Origin of the sequence: Leifsonia sp. Leaf264, from assembly GCF_001422325.1 — a bacterium.
Classification (GTDB): Bacteria; Actinomycetota; Actinomycetes; order Actinomycetales; family Microbacteriaceae; genus Orlajensenia.
This window is the reverse complement of sequence record NZ_LMMR01000001.1, coordinates 583,821-600,923: the sequence shown is the minus strand read 5'-3', so window position 1 is coordinate 600,923 and position 17,103 is coordinate 583,821. Positions and strand designations below refer to the sequence as shown.

Genomic DNA, 17,103 nt, shown 5'->3' with positions numbered 1-17,103 from the left:
GACAGATCGACCACGGCGCTGCGCCGGTTCACTGTCGGCGGAACCGCTTAGCGTTGTCAGCGTGACGATCACGGCATTTCAGAGCACATCAGCTGGAGCGGGCGCTGCCGTGGTCCCGGCGTCTGAGCGCGTCCCCCTCGACCCGGCCCAGCTGGCCGTGCTCGCGCTGCCCGACGGCCGATCGGCCGCCGTGATCGGCGCCCCGGGCTCCGGCAAGACCACCGTCGTCGTCGAACTGGTGCGCGACCGCATCCGCACGCGGGGATACGCCCCCGGCGAGGTCCTCGTGCTCGCCGCGACCCGCGCATCCGCGACCCGTCTCCGCGACCGCATCGGCCTGCGCGTGGGCGTGCCCACCAACGGACCGCTCGCCCGCACCGGCAACTCGCTCGCCTTCCAGGTCGTCAGGGGCGCGTCGACGGATGCCGACAATCCCGTGCTGCTCACCGGTGGCGAACAGGACCAGATCATCTCCGAACTGCTGGCCGGCCACCTCGCCGACGGCACCGGGCCGGACTGGCCATCGCCGCTCACTCCCGAAGTTCGTGGGCTGCGCGGGTTCCGCACCGAACTGCGCGACCTGATGGCCCGCTGCACCGAGTACGGCGTGTCGCCCCATCGTCTCGCCGGACTCGGCCGAGACCTCGAACGCCCCGAGTGGGTGGCGGCGGCCGAGTTCATCGACGAGTACGGCGAGGTGACCGACGCCTACCGCTCGCGTGCCTTCGACTCGGCGTCGCTCGCCCAGGAGGCTGCCGCGATCGTGCGCGAGGCGCCGGCCGGGGCCGCGGCATCCGTCACCCTCGGATCCCTCGCCGGACTGCGCCTGCTCGTGGTCGACGACGCCCAGGAGCTCACCCGATCGACCCTCGCTCTGCTGCGGCGGTTCGCCGCGCGTGGCGTCGCCATCGTCGCCGTCGGCGACCCCGACGTGAGCACGGGGTCGTTCCGCGGCTCCCACCCCGATTCGCTCGGCCGCCTGGCGCAGCACCTCGCGCTCGAGAGCGTCGACACGATCGTGCTCGACAGGGTCCACCGCCACGGCGCCGGCATCCGCAGCGTCGTCGCCGCCGTCAGCGGCCGCATCGGCACAGCGGGCACGACAGGGCGCCACCGTCGTGTCGGCGCGGCCTCGCCCGCCGGCGTCGCCGCCGGCACCGACGCCGTCGCAGCCGCTGATTCCGGCCCGGGCCGTGTGCCGCCGGTCCGCACCCGTGTCGCCGCGAGCCCGGCCCAGCAGCTCGAGGTCATCGCCCGCTCCCTGCGGGAACGACACGTCTTCGACGGCGTCGCCTGGAGCGACATGGCGGTCGTCGTGCGCAGCGGCTCGCTGGTGGAACCGCTCTCGCGAGGGCTCGCCGCCCTCGAGGTGCCGACGACGGTCACGACGGCGGGTTCGGCCCTGCGGGACGAACAGGTCGTGCGTGCCTTCGTGCTCGCTCTCGACGTGGCCATGGGTCGACGCGAGCTCGACGGCTCCGCCGCGGTCGAGCTGTTGTCGGGGGTGCTCGGCGGCCTCGACCCCATCGCGCTGCGTCGTCTGCGCTCCGCCCTCCGGCGCGAGGAGCTCGCCGGCGGCGGCAGCCGAGGGGCCGATGAGCTGCTCGTGGAGGCGCTCGATCGGCCCGGCGCCCTCGCCACCATCGACACGGCGACAGCGCGGCGAGCCGCACGTGTGGCCGAGAGCGTTCGCACGGCGTCGGCCGAGGCCGCTGCCGGGGCGACGATCGAAGAGCTGCTCTGGGGCCTCTGGCAGCGCAGCGGCCTCGAACGGGCGTGGACAGCCCAGGCCAGGGAGTCCGGCATCGCGGCCGACGAAGCCGATCGCCACCTCGACGTCGTCGTCGCCCTGTTCACGTCGGCACAGCGCTTCGTCGAGCGCGAACCCCTCGCGCCGCCGGCGCTCTTCATCGACGAGCTCACCGGCCGAGACGTCGCCGAGGACACCCTCGCGCCGCGCGCCGTGGGTCAGGCCGTCACGGTCTCGACGCCGACGGGCGTGGTCGGGCGCGACTTCGAGATCGTCGTCGTCGCCGGCCTGCAGGAGAACGTCTGGCCCGACATGCGGGTGCGTGGTTCGCTGCTCGGATCGGGCGACCTCGCCGCCGCCGCGGCCGGCTTGTCCGACGACACGACGGATGCGCGCACCGCGGTCCTGCACGACGAACTCCGGCTGTTCGCCCATGCCGTCTCCCGCGCCCGCGGCGAACTGCTCGTCACCGCCGTGAGCGACGAGGACCAGGCCCCGTCGGCGTTCTTCTCGCTGCTGCCCGAGCCCGACGACAGCCCGGTGGAGCGGCATCCGCTCTCCCTGCGCGGTCTCACTGCCCGGCTCCGTCGCACGCTCACCACCGACGCCGACCCGTTGCGCAGCCGGCAGGCCGCGTTCGACCTCGCCCGGCTCGCCTCCGAGGGTGTCGCCGGCGCCGACCCGGTGGACTGGTACGGCATCGCCGACGTCTCGACGGAACTTCCCCTGCACTACGCGGAGGGCGGCGACGGTCCGGTGCGAGTCTCTCCCTCCCGCATGGAGGCCTTCGAGACGTGCGAGCTGCACTGGCTCATCGACCAGCTCGGCGGATCGGCCCCCAACACGGCCTCGAGCCTCGGCAGCATCATCCACTCCGTGGCCGAGCACGCGACCCCCGAGACCGACATCAGCCCGGCCGGCCTGCTCGCCGACGTGCGCGAGCGCTGGGAGGAGATCCCGTTCGAGTCCGAGTGGCAGTCGGGGCTGGAGGCTGCCAGGGCGGCCGACCTCACCGAGAGGCTCTCCGCCTACCTCCGCGACTTCCGCGCTGCCGGCGGGGAGCTGGTGCAGGCCGAGGGCGGGTTCTCACTGCCCGTCGGCGACGCCGTCCTCAACGGCAAGATCGACCGGGTCGAACTGCGCGGCGGCGAGCTCTTCATCGTCGACCTCAAGACCGGTCGCAGCGAGCCGACCTCCGATGAGGCCGTCGCCGAACACGCGCAGCTCGGCGCCTACCAACTCGCCTTCGCCGCAGGGGCGTTGGGCGAGCTGCCCGACGCGCCCCTCGGCGGCGCCAGGCTGGTGGTGGTCTCCGGGGGCACCAGGGCGCAGCCATGGCGGCAGCCGACACAGGCGCCGCTCGACGACGACCAGCTCGCGGCATTCACGGCCCGAGTCGAGGAGGATGCCCGCCGCATGGGTGGAACCACGTTCATCGCCCAGATCGGATCGCACTGCGTCGATCCGTACTCGCACGGATCCTGCCGCATCCACGTCGTCGGGTCGGTGAGCGCATGAGCACCGCTGGCCGCGACCTCGCCCCCCACGTCCTCGCCCAGCGCATCGGCGACGAGTTCTCACCCACCGACGAGCAGTCCGCCGTCATCCGTGCCGACCTCTCACCGACCCTCGTCATCGCCGGGGCGGGCAGCGGCAAGACCGAGACCATGGCCAACCGCGTCATCTGGCTTCTCGCCACAGGCCGGGTCCGCCCGGAGCAGGTGCTCGGCCTGACGTTCACGCGCAAGGCCGCCGGCGAGCTCGCCGAGCGCATCCAGCGCCGCATCGGCCGTCTCGAGGAGAGCGGGCTGATGCCCGGACACGTCCGCGACGACGACGAACCCGGATCCGCCGGTGCCACGGCCCTGTTCGACCGCCCGACGGTATCGACCTACAACGCCTTCGCCAACAGCATCTTCCACGACAACGCCGTCATCCTCGGGCGTGAGCCGGAGTCCCAGCTGCTCAGCGAATCATCGGCGTGGCTCCTCGCCCGTCGCGTGACCGTCGAACACGGCGACGACAGGCTGGTGCGCATCGGCAAGCGAGTCGACGACGTGACGGATGCCGTGCTCCGCGTCAGCCGAGCCCTCGCCGAGAACGAGGCCGACGCAGACGACGTGCGCCGGTTCATGCAGGACTTCACCCGCCTCGGGGAGCTGCCGTACAACGAGAAGACGGGCGCGGCCAAGCAGTACGCCGACGTGACAGCGGCGCTCGCCCACGTCGATTCGCTGGGCGTCCTCCTCGACCTCGCCGCGCGCTTCGACGCCGAGAAGCGGCGCCTCGGCCTCGTCGAGTTCTCCGACCAGGTCGCCCTCGCCCGGGCGGCCTGCGAACGCAGCCCGCGGGTGGTCGAGGGCTATCGCGAGCGCTACAAGGTCATCCTGCTCGACGAGTACCAGGACACGTCGGTGGGCCAGACCCGCCTGCTCTCCACCCTGTTCGCCGGCCAGGGAGTGATGGCCGTGGGCGATCCGCATCAGTCCATCTACGGATGGCGCGGTGCCAGTGCCGACAACCTCAGCCGCTTCTCCTCCGACTTCGCCGTCGCCGGCTCCCTCGCCCAGACGCTCAGCCTGTCGACGAGCTGGCGCAATCCCACGGTCGTGCTCGATGCGGCCAACCGTCTCGTCGAGCCGTTGACGGCGATCACGAGGGTGGGCGTCGCGACCCTGGCGTCGCGACCGGCGGCACCGATGGGTGTACTGACAGCGTCGTTCCACGAGCAGATGGCCGACGAGGCTGACTCCGTCGCCGACTGGTTCGCGGAGCGACTCGATCCGGCCGCGGCTGAGACCGAGCAGCCGAGTGCGGCGATGCTGTTCCGGGCTCGTCGACACATGGAGTTCTACGCAGAGGCACTGCGCCGCCGAGGCGTCCCGTGCCACATCCTCGGCATCGGGGGCCTGCTGTCGACTCCCGAAGTGGTCGACCTGGTCGCCACCCTGCGGGTCGTCCACGACCCGGCCGCCGGGTCGTCGTTGCTGCGTCTGCTCGCGGGTGCCCTGTTCCGTATCGGTCCGCGCGACCTGGCCGAGCTCGCCCGCGTGTCGACCTGGCTGCAGAGCCGGGACTGGCAGCAGAAGGACGTGGGAGACGAGGTGCGTCGAGCGCTCCGTGAATCCGTCGCCATCGACGATGCCGCCTCCATCGTCGACGCCCTCGACTTCGTCTCGACGGCACCCGCCGAGCACCGCCAGCTGGCCGGCTTCAGCGATCTCGGCCTCTACAGGCTGCGGGGTGCAGGAGCGCGCCTGGCGTTCCTGCGCTCCAGGGTCGGCCTCGCCCTGCCCGACTTCGTGAGGCTGGTCGAACAGGAGTTGCGGCTCGACATCGAGGTGAGCGCCAACGAACGGAACGAGCGCGGGCTCGCGAACCTCTACGCCTTCCACGACGAGGTCGCCGCGTTCGTCGCCGCCGACGAGCGGGGAGCCCTCGGCAGCTTCCTCGCCTGGCTCTCCCGCGCGGAGAAGGCCGACGACCTGGGACCGCGCAGCGATCCCGGGGAGCACGGTGTCGTGCAACTGCTCACCATCCACGGGTCGAAGGGCCTCGAGTGGGACTACGTCGTCGTTCCCGGCATGACTGAGGCCGGACTTCCCAGCGCGCCGCGCGAAGGCGGCGGGTGGGTCTCCTTCGGCCAGTTGCCCTACGAGTTCCGTGGCGACAGCCTCGAACTGCCCGTGCTGCCGTGGCGCACTGTCGCGACGCAGCAGCAGTTCCGCGACGAGTTCGTGGCCTTCAAGGCGCAGCTCGCCGAGCGGAGTGCGCTCGAGGAGCGTCGCCTCGCCTACGTCGCCGTCACCAGGGCCCGGCAGGAGCTGTTGCTGACTGGGTCGTTCTGGGCCGACGGCTCCAGGCCGAGGCGACCCAGCCGCTACCTGCAGGAGCTTGCTGATGTCGGCCTCATCCCACAGCCCCCCGAGGCTCCGGTGAACGAGGAGAACCCGTCCGACCGCGCCGGTCGCACCGGCGAGTGGCCGTTCGATCCGCTCGGCACCAGGCGCACCGCGGTCGAACAGGCTGCCGACGCCGTACGCTCGGCCGCCCGCGAGCGCTCCAGGACCCTGCAGCATCCGGCGACCCCGTGGAGCCGGGACATCGACCTGCTCCTCGCCGAACGACATCGTCGCGCCCAGCCGGAGCCCGTGGCGCTGCCCGCTCGCATCCCGGCGTCCAGGTTCAAGGACTACGTCGACCGACCGTCCGAGGTCGCCGAGGGCCTGCGCCGACCGCTCCCGCAGCGTCCGTACCGGGCGACCAGGCTCGGCACGCTGTTCCACAGCTGGGTCGAACACCGATCCGCCGGGGTGGCGTCATTCGATCTGCTCGATGTCGACCCGCGGGAGACCGACGCCGAGGCCGTGAGCGAGCACGACGCCGTGATCGCGACGCCGGAGAGCGACAGGCTCGCCGAGCTCCAGGCCACCTTCGAACGCTCGGAGTGGGCCGACCGTGCGCCGGAAGACGTCGAGATCGAGATCCACCTCGCCCTCGCCGGCCAGGTGTTCATCTGCAAGCTCGACGCGGTCTACCGCACCGAGAGCGGGTACCAGGTCGTCGACTGGAAGACCGGGCGCGCGCCGACGGACGCCCGCGACCTCGAGCTGAAACAGACCCAGTTGGCGCTCTACAGGCTCGCCTACGCACGTTGGAAGAACGTGGACCCGTCTAGTGTCGACGCCGTGTTCTACTTCGTGGCCGATGACGTGGTCATCCGCCCCGAGCGCATCTACGAGGAGGAGGACCTGCTCGCGCTGTGGTCGTCGGTCTCGTCGGACACGGACTCGGCGCCGGACGCAGCATCCGAGGCATCCGAGTCCTCGGCGTCATCGGCCGGCATCGTGAACAGCTCGATCGGGCCGGTCTCCACGTCGTCATGAGCCGCGAACGGCTCCCCGGTCTTCGACAGGGTGTGCCAGGCCGGCTTCTCGGGTTCGCCGTAGCTCTCCAGCTCGAACGACGACTGGTCGTAGGAGTCGGTGTGCAGTTCGGCGCCGCCGCCGCGGCGCAGCTCGGTGCGGGGAGTGTCGGCCAGCATGGCCTCCACGTCGGAGACGGCCATGATCGGTCCGGTCATGGGAGAGATCGGGTTCATCACGTCGGCGTGCACGCTGTCGACGAGCCCGTCGAGCATCGCGACTGCGTCGGTGACGACGGTCTCGTCGTGCGTCTCGACGCCGTGCAGCAGCCAGCGTGCGAGTTCGAGCTCCGCGTAGAGCATGGCGCGCTGGGTGATCAGGCGATCGGATGCCGAGCCTCGGCCAGCCGTGTAGGCGGCGATCGCCGTCTCGGCGGCCTCGCCGCGGGAGGCCAGCAGCCAGTGCAGGTCGCGAGCGCTGTCTCCCACGCGCAGGCCCGACCAGCCGATGATCGCCGAGACCGCGTCATCGGAGACGAGCAGCGAGGCGGCGCTCAGCGTGCCGTTGATCACGACCGGAGCGAACTGCCAGAGGCTGTCGTCGTCGGTCGCCTCCTCCCACCGGCGCAGCAGGGCTGCAGGAAGGTGGCCGGTGTCGGCAGCGCGCCCGATGAGGGTGATGGCGGCGGCTCGCGCATCCGGAGCCGTCTGCTGGGGGAGACCGGCATCGGAGATGAACGCCGTCGGCAGGGAGTGCACGGCGGCGATGGCACGACCGACGCTCGCGGCGAGGCCGGCGTCGCCGGTGAGGTGATCGAGGCCGACGGGGTGGCCGGGGAGGAAGTCGTAGGCGAGTGCCCGGGTGCCGTTGATCGGCGCCTGGCCCAGGTACTCGGGCAGGTCGAACGGAAGACGACTGCGCACGCCCGTGGTGAGCGCCCGCAGGGCGACGAGGTCCGCAGCCTGCTCGGTCTCGGCCGCCTGGCTGCGCGGCATCCGCACGATGACCTCGCGACCGTCGCGCGCTGTCACGACGGCGGAATCGAACTCCCCGTGACCGGAGCCCGTGTGGCTGCGTGCTGACTGCACGTCGAGGCCAGGGACGGCTGCGGTGGCCAGCGCGGCTAGAGTGAGATGGGTTCGGGCCATGCCTTCAGGGTACGTCCTCGTGCTTCGGCTCCGGCCGACCGCCACGCCTTCGCCGAGAGCCTCGTTCACGACTCGGTCGGCGGGCGCAGACGTGATGGCGAACGCACGCGCCCGGCGTCGACAGTGCGCCAGTGAGTTGAGGAGAAGCCCGGTGAGTCAAGGCCCCCTGAGCGTTCCGCTCGCCAGGCACCTGCTGGATCGCGATGCCGACGCGCGCTCCAGAGACGGCCTGCTCGACCAGCTCCTCGGCGATCCCGGCACCCGTGTGATCGCCGTGCACAAGGGCCGTGCCCTGATGACCGGGGCGGATGCAGTCCCGGCGCTCGCTCTCCTGGCTCCCGACGCTGCCGTCGGTGCGGAGCAGTACCTCTACCTGGGACGCACCACGGTCGACCACGGCGTCGACCACGGCGTCGACCACGCCGTCGGCACCGTCCGTGTTCCGCGCGGAACTCCACTCGTCGCGGCCATCGTCGGTGACACCCTCGCCGCCGCGATCGAACCGGATGCCGCAGCGTGGATGGCGTTGCGCGCGGCCGCCCCGCTGCTGTCCGACTCCGATGCCGGGCTGTTCGCCGAGATCGTCGCCATAGCCAACTGGCATGGCACGCACGGCTACTGCCCGCGATGCGGCACCGCGACCGAACCGCAGCAGGCAGGTTGGGTGCGACACTGCCCCAAGGACGACATCGACATCTTCCCGCGCACCGACCCCGCGGTCATCGTGCTCATCACCGATGCCGACGATCGCGTGCTCCTCGGCTCCAACGCCAACTGGACGCCCGGCCGCTATTCGCTGCTCGCCGGCTTCGTCGAGCCCGGGGAGTCGCTTGAGCACGCCGTCATCCGCGAGATGAAGGAGGAGGCCGGGGTCGACGTCGTCGATCCGCTTTACCGCGGCTCGCAGCCGTGGCCGTTCCCGGCCTCGATCATGCTCGGCTTCCACGCCCGCCTGTCCGCGGACCAGGCTCCGGAGAGCGTCGTCCCCGACGGCGTCGAGATCGTCGACCTGCGCTGGCTCAGCCGCGAGCAGCTCGCGTCACCGGGTGCTGGCGTGCTCCTGCCCGGCGCCGCCTCCATCGCCAGGGCCCTGCTCGAGGACTGGTACGGCGGGGCGATCCCCGATCATGGCGGCCGCTGGTGAGCCCTGACGACCTGCTCGCCGGCCTCGACGTGCAGCAGCGGGTCGCCGCCGAGGCGCTGGTCGGTCCGGTGAGCATCCTCGCCGGCGCCGGAACCGGCAAGACCCGCGCCATCACCCACCGCATCGCCTATGGAGTCGCGACGGGCGCGTACGCTCCCAACCGCGTCATGGCGCTCACATTCACGGCGCGCTCGGCGGCTGAACTGCGCGGACGACTCCGGATGCTGGGAGCCGGCGGTGTCGCCGCGCGCACCTTCCACGCCGCAGCCCTCTCGCAACTGGGGTTCTTCTGGCCGCAGGTCGTCGGCGGCACGGCCCCGGCCATCATCGATGCCAAGGCGCGCGTGCTCGCCCACGCCGCCGAGACCATCCACCTCAAGGTCGACACGGCGACGCTGCGGGATGCCGCGGGCGAGATCGAGTGGCGCAAGGTCAGCGGGCTGTCGATGGAGCAGTACGCCGCAGCCGCCCACACGCGATCGCTCCCCGGCCAGCTCGACCTCGAGCGCACGATCGCGTTGCAGCAGGCCTACGAGGACCTCAAGGACACCCGCCGGCAGTTGGACTTCGAGGACGTGCTGTTGGCCGTCGCCGGAATGATCGAGCAGGAACCGTCCGTCGCGATGCAGGTGCGCGAGCAATACCGCTTCTTCGTCGTCGACGAGTTCCAGGACGTCTCGCCCCTCCAGTACCAGCTGTTGCAGCTCTGGCTCGGCGACCGTCGCGACCTGTGCGTGGTGGGCGACGCCAGCCAGACCATCTACTCCTTCGCGGGCGCCCGGTCGGACTACCTGCTCGACTTCCCCACGCGATTCCCGGACTCCACGGTCGTGAGGTTGGAGCAGAACTACCGCTCGGCTCCGCCCGTCATCGACACGGCCAACAGGCTGATGCGCGGTCGTCCCGGCGCTCTCACCCTGCTGCCGACGGTCGGTGACGGAGCCGTGACCGGTCCCGAGGTGGCGGAGCGCAGCTTCCAGACCGACATGGGGGAGGCGCGCGGCGTGGCCCAGCGCATCATCGAACTCCTCGACGCCGGGGCGAAGGCCGAGGACATCGCCGTGCTGTTCCGCGTCAACGTGCAGTCGGCCGCGTTGGAGCAGGCCTTCGTCGAGGCGGGCCTCAGCTACCTGATCCGCGGGTCGAAGCGCTTCTTCGACCTGCCGGAGGTCAAGCAGGCCGTGCTGGCCCTGCGGGCGGCATCCGTCTCGATCGTCGGAGAACCACTGTTCAAGTCGGTCAGTGACGTGCTGCGTTCCATCGGCTGGAGCCAGAGTCCGCCGGAGGCACGCGGCGCCGTGCGGGATCGCTGGGAATCACTCGACGCCATCATGGGGCTCGTCGACGTGGCGCCGCCGGAGACGACATTCCGTGCCTTCACGGACGAGCTGCTCGAGCGCCAGCGCTCCCAGCACGAGCCGACGGTGTCTGCCGTGACCTTCGCAACGCTGCACTCGGCCAAGGGGCTCGAGTGGGACCACGTCTTCGTCATCGGACTCAGCGAGGGGCTCGTGCCGATCAGCTACGCGAAGACCTTCGAGCAGATCGACGAGGAACGCCGCCTGCTCTACGTGGGAATCACCAGGGCCCGACGCTCGCTCACGCTGACCTGGGCTCAGCTCGGACCCCATCAGCGCGCACTGCGGGAACAGTCGAGATTCCTGACAGAGCTCGGCAGCCGCACTCCGCGTGCGGCTGGAGCGTCCGGAGCGAGTTCGCGCCAGTCCTCGCGTCGATGACGATGGCCGCCCCGGTGAGCCCTGATTCGCCGGTGCGAAGCCAGCGGTCGATCGCGCTGCCGGCAACAGCCGCACCCAGCAGGCGCGCGACGGGTTCCTCGCTCGACGGCGGGCGATAGGCCAACTGCGTCGCGATGACCTGCCACGCGGGATCGGCGTCCTGGCGGGCCAGGTCGAGGCAGCACAGGCAGGGCGCCTCGGCACCCGGCAGAACGAACGGGCCGACGGTGAGAGTGGTGTCGCCGAACACGACGGCGAGGTGCGGCACGTCGCGGCGGAGCCAGTAGCCGTAGCGTGCCGGCCTCACGACGTGGTGGGCGACGAGCACGACGACGTCGGGCCGGCTCTGCCGCTCTACTGGGTCGGGCAGGCCATCGGAGCGACGGATGCCGTGGCCGAGGCCGCCGAGGGTGTCGGCGATGGCGTCGGCTGTGGGGCCGCATCCGTCGACGACGACAGTGCCGATGCGCGGCGTCGTCACGTCGTCGCTGTCGAGGATGACCGGAGCGAGTTGTCGGAGCAGAGCGTCGACCTCGGCCGGATCGCTGCCGACCAGCCGCGCGACCACGTCCAGGGTCGCGCGCGGCAGACCGGCCTGCAGTGCAGCGATCAGGCGCTCATGGGTCGTCGTGACCCCGCTGATCGTGGCGACGGGCGTGTCGACGCCGACCTGGAGGGTGTCGGGAGTGCGCCAGACGAGTGGGATGCGGGGGTCGAGTCGCAGCGACATCCCAGCAGTGTGCTCCGGTCGCGCCCGGCGCGCCCAGAACCGTCCACAGGGGGAGTGGTCCGCTGCGACCCGCTCGCCTCGGGCTGGCCCGCGAGCTAGACCTGCGGCTCGTTGGGCCGCTCGGGCCCGTCGTCGCGCAGCAGGTCCTCGAGGGCCTGGTCGATGTCGTCGAGGACGGGTTCGCCGCCCTCGGCCGTCTGGGTGAGGCGGCCGACGAGTCCCATCGGGTCGTCGAGGTCGTCGGAGGTCGGCAGGATGTCGGGGTGCGCCCACAGCGCATCGCGTGCTTCGCCGCCGACGGCATCCGTCACCGCCTGCCACATGGCCGCGGCCTCGCGCAGACGACGCGGCCGCAGTTCGAGGCCCACGAGCGTGGCGAAGGCCGACTCGGCCGGTCCGCCGGCTGCGCGGCGACGGCGAACCATCTCGGCGATGGCGACGGACTTCGGTAGACGCGCCGTGGCGGCAGCGGTCACGACATCGACCCAACCCTCGACGAGGGCGAGCATGGTCTCGAGCCGGGCGAGAGCGCTCAACTGCGCCTCGGTCTTCGGGGGGATGAGCGAACCGTTGGTGAGCGCGTCGCGGAGCTGCTCGGCGTTCGACGGATCGAACTGCTCGGCCAGTTCCTGCAGCTGATCGTTGTCGATGCGCAGCCCGCGGGAGAACTCGGTGATCGAGGTGATCATGTGCAACCGGAGCCAGCGTGCGTGCCGGAACAGCCTGGCGTGAGCGAGCTCGCGCACAGCGAGGTAGATCTGCACCTGGTCGTCTTCGACGTCGAGTCCCTCGCCGAAGGAGGCGACGTTCTGCGGGAGCAGTGCGGCCTCGCCGTCACCGAGCAATGGGATGCCGACATCGCCGCCGGAGACGACCTCGCTGGCGAGCTGTCCGACGACCTGGCCCAACTGCATGGCGAACATCGTGCCGCCGATGGAGCGCATGAGTGAGCCCGCGTTGGCCACCATGCCGCGCATCTCTTCGGGCGCCTGCTCCGTGAGCGCCCGGGTCAGCGCATCCGCGATGCTCGATGCGACCGGCTCGGCGAGCTGGGTCCAGACGGGCATGGTCTTCGTGACCCACTGCTTGCGGGTGATGATCTGGGGCGTGTCCGAGAGCTCGCTCACGCTGATGACCTCGTCGAGCCAGAGCGAGGCGATGTTGAAGGCCGCGTCGAGCTGGCTGCGCTGGTCGTCGGTGGGGAAGAGCTGCGTCGCGGCAGCCCTGTCCTCGCCCGCCTTGAGAGCGATGCTCCAGTCGATGCCCTGGCCCGTGGAGCGAAGCGCTCCCTGCAGCTGGCTCATCAGGGCGGCGATGGATGCCGGGTCGTTCGGCAGGCCTGCCGCACCGGCGAGCTGGCTCGGATCGAAGCCGGATCCACCCGCCAGGAACTGCTGCAGCATGTCGCGCAGTTCGTCTTCGGAACCGGGCTCGTCGTTCCGGTCGGGGTTCTCGGCCACTTCAGGCACCTCTCAGTCGCGTATCCCTACGCTAGCCCCGGAACCTTGGTAACTTGTCGGGAAATGCGTCCGCAGGCGGGCCTTGGCGTCCGCCCGTCGCGAACAGCGAGAGCGCGGGGTCGTACAGATGAAGGGAACCCGTTGTCACTGTTCACGGATGCCGCCGCCGATGACGGCGCCAGGCCGCCGCGTCGTGCGCGCCCAGGCTGGATCCTCCTCGGCATCGCCCTCGTCGCGGTCATCGTGCTCGGGCTCATGCCGGCTCCGTACGTGATCGACCTCCCCGGGCCGGTGTACAACACCCTCGGCACGGCGGAGCACGACGGCAAGCAGGTTCCGCTGATCAGCATCCCCGACGAGAAGATCTACGACACGAAGGGGTCCCTCAACCTGCTGACGGTGTCGCAGAAGGGCAATCGCGAGCAGCAGCCCGGCTGGTTCGAGGTGGCCACCTCGTGGTTCGACCCGACGCGGGCAGTGCTGCCGATCGACTCGGTCTTCCCCGAGGACGTCTCGGACGAGCAGATCCAGAAGCAGAGCCAGGCCATGATGGTCGACTCGCAGCAGGACGCCATCGCTGCGGCCCTCGTGGAACTGGGCTACGACTTCCCCCGTGAGGTCACTGTCGCCGGCCTCACCGAGGGGTCGCCGGCCGACGGCGTGCTCGAGGAGGGAGACGTCATCACCGCCCTCAACGGCACCGCAGTGCACGACACCCAGGCACTGCGCGACGCCGTCGCCGAGAACGGCACCGACAAGCCGGCGACCGTCGACTACGAGCGCGACGGCACAGCCGCCACCGCTCAGATCACCCCGATCGACTCCGGGGGCACCCCGCTCCTCGGCGTCGGAGTGCGCATGAACTACGAGTTCCCATTCCAGGTCGACATCCAGCTCGACAACGTCGGCGGTCCCAGCGCCGGCCAGATGTTCGCGCTCGGCATCATCGACAAGCTCACCCCCGGCCTGCTGAACGGCGGCGAGGATGTCGCGGGGACGGGCACGATCGATTCCGCCGGGAACATCGGAGCCATCGGCGGCATCCGCCAGAAGCTCTACGGTGCGAAGGATGCCGGAGCCGACTGGTTCCTCGCACCGGCATCGAACTGCAACGAGGTCGTGGGGCACGTGCCCGACGGGCTCACGGTGTTCAGCGTGACCACTCTCGACGACTCGATGAAGGTGCTCGATGCGATCGCGAATGGCGACGACACCAGCGGATTGCCGTCCTGCGCCGCGGCATCCTGAGTATCGGCTGGGCATCCCGTGCACGGCAGCACGCTCAGTGAAACGTTATCCGGCAGTGCCTAGGATGAGTCCTTGAAGCAGTTCAACAGACGAGCAATGAGGCATCTTTCGTGACATCAGCCACCTCCGACCCCTCCGATCGCCGTAGACGGGCACCACTCGTCATCACGATCGTGATCGTCGCCGCCCTCGTGGTGGCGTTCTTCGTCTTCGCGGGCGTCTACGCCGACGTGCTGTGGTTCGACGATCTCGGGTTCCTCTCCGTGCTCACCACGCAGTGGATCGCCGGAGCATCGATGTTCGTCATCGGCTTCCTCGCCATGGCCGTTCCCGTGTGGGTCGCGATCCAGGTCGCGTATCGTTCGCGTCCGGTCTACGCCAAGCTCAACTCGCAGCTCGACCGCTACCAGCAGGTCATCGAGCCCCTGCGCCGCCTCGCCATGTGGGGCATCCCGGTGCTGCTCGGCCTGTTCGCCGGCGTCTCGGCCTCCTCACGCTGGGAGCTCACGGCTCTCTGGCTGAACCGCACCCCGTCGGGCACCACCGACCCGCAGTTCCACCTCGATATCTCGTTCTACCTCTTCGACCTGCCGTACTTCCACGCGCTGCTGGGCTTCGCCTCGGCCGTGGTGCTCATCGCCCTGCTCCTCGGAGTGGCGACGAGCTACCTCTACGGAGCCATCAGGGTGAGCGGCCGCGAGGTGCTCATCGCGAAGGCCGCCCGCATCCAGATCGCCGTGACGGCCGGTCTCTACCTGCTGCTGCAGGCCGTGAGCATCTGGCTCGACCAGTACACCACCCTCACCGACGCCAACGCGAACATTACCGGTGCGGCATACACCGACGTGCACGCCACGATCCCGGGTCGCGCCATCCTGGCGGGCATCGCCCTCGTCGTCGCCGTCCTGTTCTTCGTCACGGCCTTCATCGGCCGCTGGCGCCTGCCCCTGGTCGGCACGGCTCTGCTGATCGTCTCGAGCCTCATCCTCGGCTCCCTGTACCCGTGGATCATGCAGCGCTTCACAGTCGACCCGAGTGAGAAGACGCTCGAGGAGCCGTACATCCAGCGCAACATCGACCTCACCCGTCAGGCCTTCGGCGTCGACTCCGTCGAGGAGATCCCATACAACGCCACGACGGATGCCGAGCCCGGGGCTCTGCGCTCCGACGCCGAGACCACGGCGAGCATCCGCATCCTCGACCCCTCGATCGTGGGAGACACCTTCTCGCAGCTCGAGCAGTTCCGGCAGTACTACCAGTTCCCGAAGGAGCTGAACGTCGACCGCTACACGATCGACGGCAAGAGCCAGGACACCGTGGTGGCTGTCCGCGACCTCAACCTCGCCGGCCTCGACGACGCCCAGACCTGGGTCAACTCCTCCCTCGTGTACACCCACGGCTACGGTCTGGTCGCCGCCTACGGCAACCAGCGTTCCGCCGACGGCCAGCCGGTGTTCCTCGAGTCGGGCATCCCGACGTCGGGCGAGCTCGGCGACTTCGAGCCGCGCATCTACTTCGGCACCAACTCGCCGACGTACTCCATCGTCGGCGCCCCCAAGGACGCCAAGCCGGTCGAGCTCGACTACCCGTCAGGCGACCAGGGCGAAGACCAGAAGTACACGACCTTCGACGGCGACGGCGGGCCCAAGCTCGACAACGTCTTCAAGAAGCTCGTCTACGCGCTGAAGTTCCAGTCGGAGCAGATCTTCCTGTCGGATTCGGTCACCACGAGTTCGCAGATCCTCTACGAGCGCGACCCCAAGGCGCGCGTGCAGAAGGTCGCCCCGTACCTGACGCTCGACTCGGAGACCTACCCGACAGTCGTCAACGGACGCATCGTCTGGGTCGTCGACGGCTACACGACGAGCGAGAACTACCCGTACTCGACGAAGCTCAGCATGGGCGATGCCATCGCCGACACCGAGACGCCGACCCCCACGTTCGCGATCGACAACGTCAACTACATCCGCAACTCGGTGAAGGCCACGGTCGATGCGTACGACGGCAAGGTCACGCTCTACGCGTGGGACGACACCGATCCGCTGCTGAAGAGCTGGCAGAAGATCTACCCGTCGACGGTCAAGCCGCTCTCGGCGATGTCGGGTGCTCTCATGAGCCACGTGCGGTACCCGTCCGACCTGTTCAAGTTGCAGCGCGCCACCCTCGGCCGCTACCACGTGACCGACGCCTCCTCGTTCTACTCGCGGAACGACGCGTGGGTGGTGCCCGACGACCCGACCGCGGCCGAGGCCTCCAACACGCTGCAGCCGCCGTACTACCTGACGATGCAGATGCCGGGCCAGGACGCCCCCGCCTACTCCTTGTACTCGACGTTCATCCCCGAGTCGAAGGGCTCGGTCAGTCGTAACGTCCTCACCGGTTATCTCGCCGTGGATTCGGATGCCGGTGCCGAGAAGGGCACCAAGTCGAAGGGCTATGGAAAGCTCCGCCTGCTGACCCTCCCGAAGGACGACACTGTTCCCGGTCCCGGCCAGGTGCAGGCGAACTTCGACGCCGACACGAGCGTCTCGCAACAGCTCAACCTGCTGCGTCAGGGCCAGACCAAGGTTCTCAACGGCAACCTGCTGACCCTGCCCGTCGGTGGCGGCCTGCTGTACGTGCAGCCTGTCTACGTGCAGTCCAGCGGTGGCACGAGTTACCCGCTGCTGCAGAAGGTGCTCGTCGCCTTCGGTGACAAGATCGCCTTCCAGGACACCCTCGACGAGTCTCTCGACGTGCTCTTCGGCGGTGACTCCGGTGCGAATGCCGGCGATCAGGGTTCCGAGCAGCCCGGCGACACTCCGGCCGATCCCGATACCGATCCCGGAACGACGCCGACGACAGGGGATCCCGCCGTCGACGCCCAGCTCAAGTCGTTGTCCAACGACGCCAGGCAGGCGCTCAAGGACAAGCAGACGGCACTGACATCAGGCGATTGGGCGGCCTACGGCGCGGCCGACGCGAAGCTCGCGGAGATCGTCGGCTCGATGATCGCCCTGCTCAACGGCTAGCGGTCGGG

General features: G+C 69.9%; 7 protein-coding genes and 2 pseudogenes. 6 read left to right on the top strand and 3 right to left on the bottom strand.

The annotated features are described in order from the left end of the window. Positions 1–61: 61 nt before the first annotated feature. A complete protein-coding gene (locus tag ASF30_RS02775; RefSeq protein ID WP_082467398.1) occupies positions 62–3,268 on the top strand; it encodes an ATP-dependent helicase in 3,207 nt (1,068 codons plus the stop codon). Further along, positions 3,265–6,636: an ATP-dependent DNA helicase gene (locus ASF30_RS02770; RefSeq protein ID WP_082467397.1), complete on the top strand. Its 3,372-nt coding sequence runs from the start codon at positions 3,265–3,267 to the stop codon at positions 6,634–6,636. The genes ASF30_RS02775 and ASF30_RS02770 overlap by 4 nt, the downstream gene beginning before the upstream one ends. A 386-nt stretch (positions 6,637–7,022) precedes the next feature. On the opposite strand, the pseudogene ASF30_RS23500 reads toward ASF30_RS02770, so the two are convergent. After that, a pseudogene (locus ASF30_RS23500) lies at positions 7,023–7,763 on the bottom strand (phosphotransferase); the annotation flags it as partial. A 151-nt stretch (positions 7,764–7,914) separates the two neighbouring features. Between ASF30_RS23500 and nudC the strand changes: the two are divergent. Further along, complete coding sequence (gene nudC / locus ASF30_RS02760) at positions 7,915–8,907, top strand: NAD(+) diphosphatase (RefSeq protein ID WP_055901150.1); 993 nt, start codon at positions 7,915–7,917, stop codon at positions 8,905–8,907. Continuing rightward, positions 8,904–10,646 carry an ATP-dependent helicase gene (locus ASF30_RS02755; RefSeq protein ID WP_055901148.1) on the top strand — a complete coding sequence of 581 codons (1,743 nt, stop codon included), beginning with the start codon at positions 8,904–8,906 and terminating at the stop codon, positions 10,644–10,646. The genes nudC and ASF30_RS02755 overlap by 4 nt, the downstream gene beginning before the upstream one ends. Here ASF30_RS02755 and ASF30_RS23275 read toward each other — a convergent pair. Then, positions 10,633–11,376 (bottom strand): annotated as a pseudogene (locus ASF30_RS23275) (TOMM precursor leader peptide-binding protein); the annotation flags it as partial. The gene ASF30_RS02755 and the pseudogene ASF30_RS23275 overlap by 14 nt on opposite strands. A 95-nt stretch (positions 11,377–11,471) precedes the next feature. After that, positions 11,472–12,836, bottom strand: a complete 1,365-nt coding sequence (locus ASF30_RS02750; protein WP_442914945.1) for a zinc-dependent metalloprotease — start codon at positions 12,834–12,836, stop codon at positions 11,472–11,474. Between the two features lie 141 nt (positions 12,837–12,977). On the opposite strand from ASF30_RS02750, the gene ASF30_RS02745 reads away from it, so the two are divergent. Further along, on the top strand, positions 12,978–14,084 hold the full coding sequence (locus ASF30_RS02745; protein WP_055901145.1) for a YlbL family protein: 1,107 nt from the start codon (positions 12,978–12,980) through the stop codon (positions 14,082–14,084). Between the two features lie 110 nt (positions 14,085–14,194). After that, the gene (locus tag ASF30_RS02740; protein WP_200918409.1) at positions 14,195–17,095 is read left to right on the top strand and encodes a UPF0182 family membrane protein; all 2,901 of its coding nucleotides are present in this window, start codon (positions 14,195–14,197) and stop codon (positions 17,093–17,095) included. Positions 17,096–17,103 lie beyond the last annotated feature (8 nt).

What these genes read in the sequence shown, in the direction of transcription:
- ASF30_RS02770 (WP_082467397.1), top strand. Translation starts at nt 3,265, where the DNA reads ATGAGCACCGCTGGCCGCGACCTCGCCCCCCACGTCCTCGCCCAGCGC.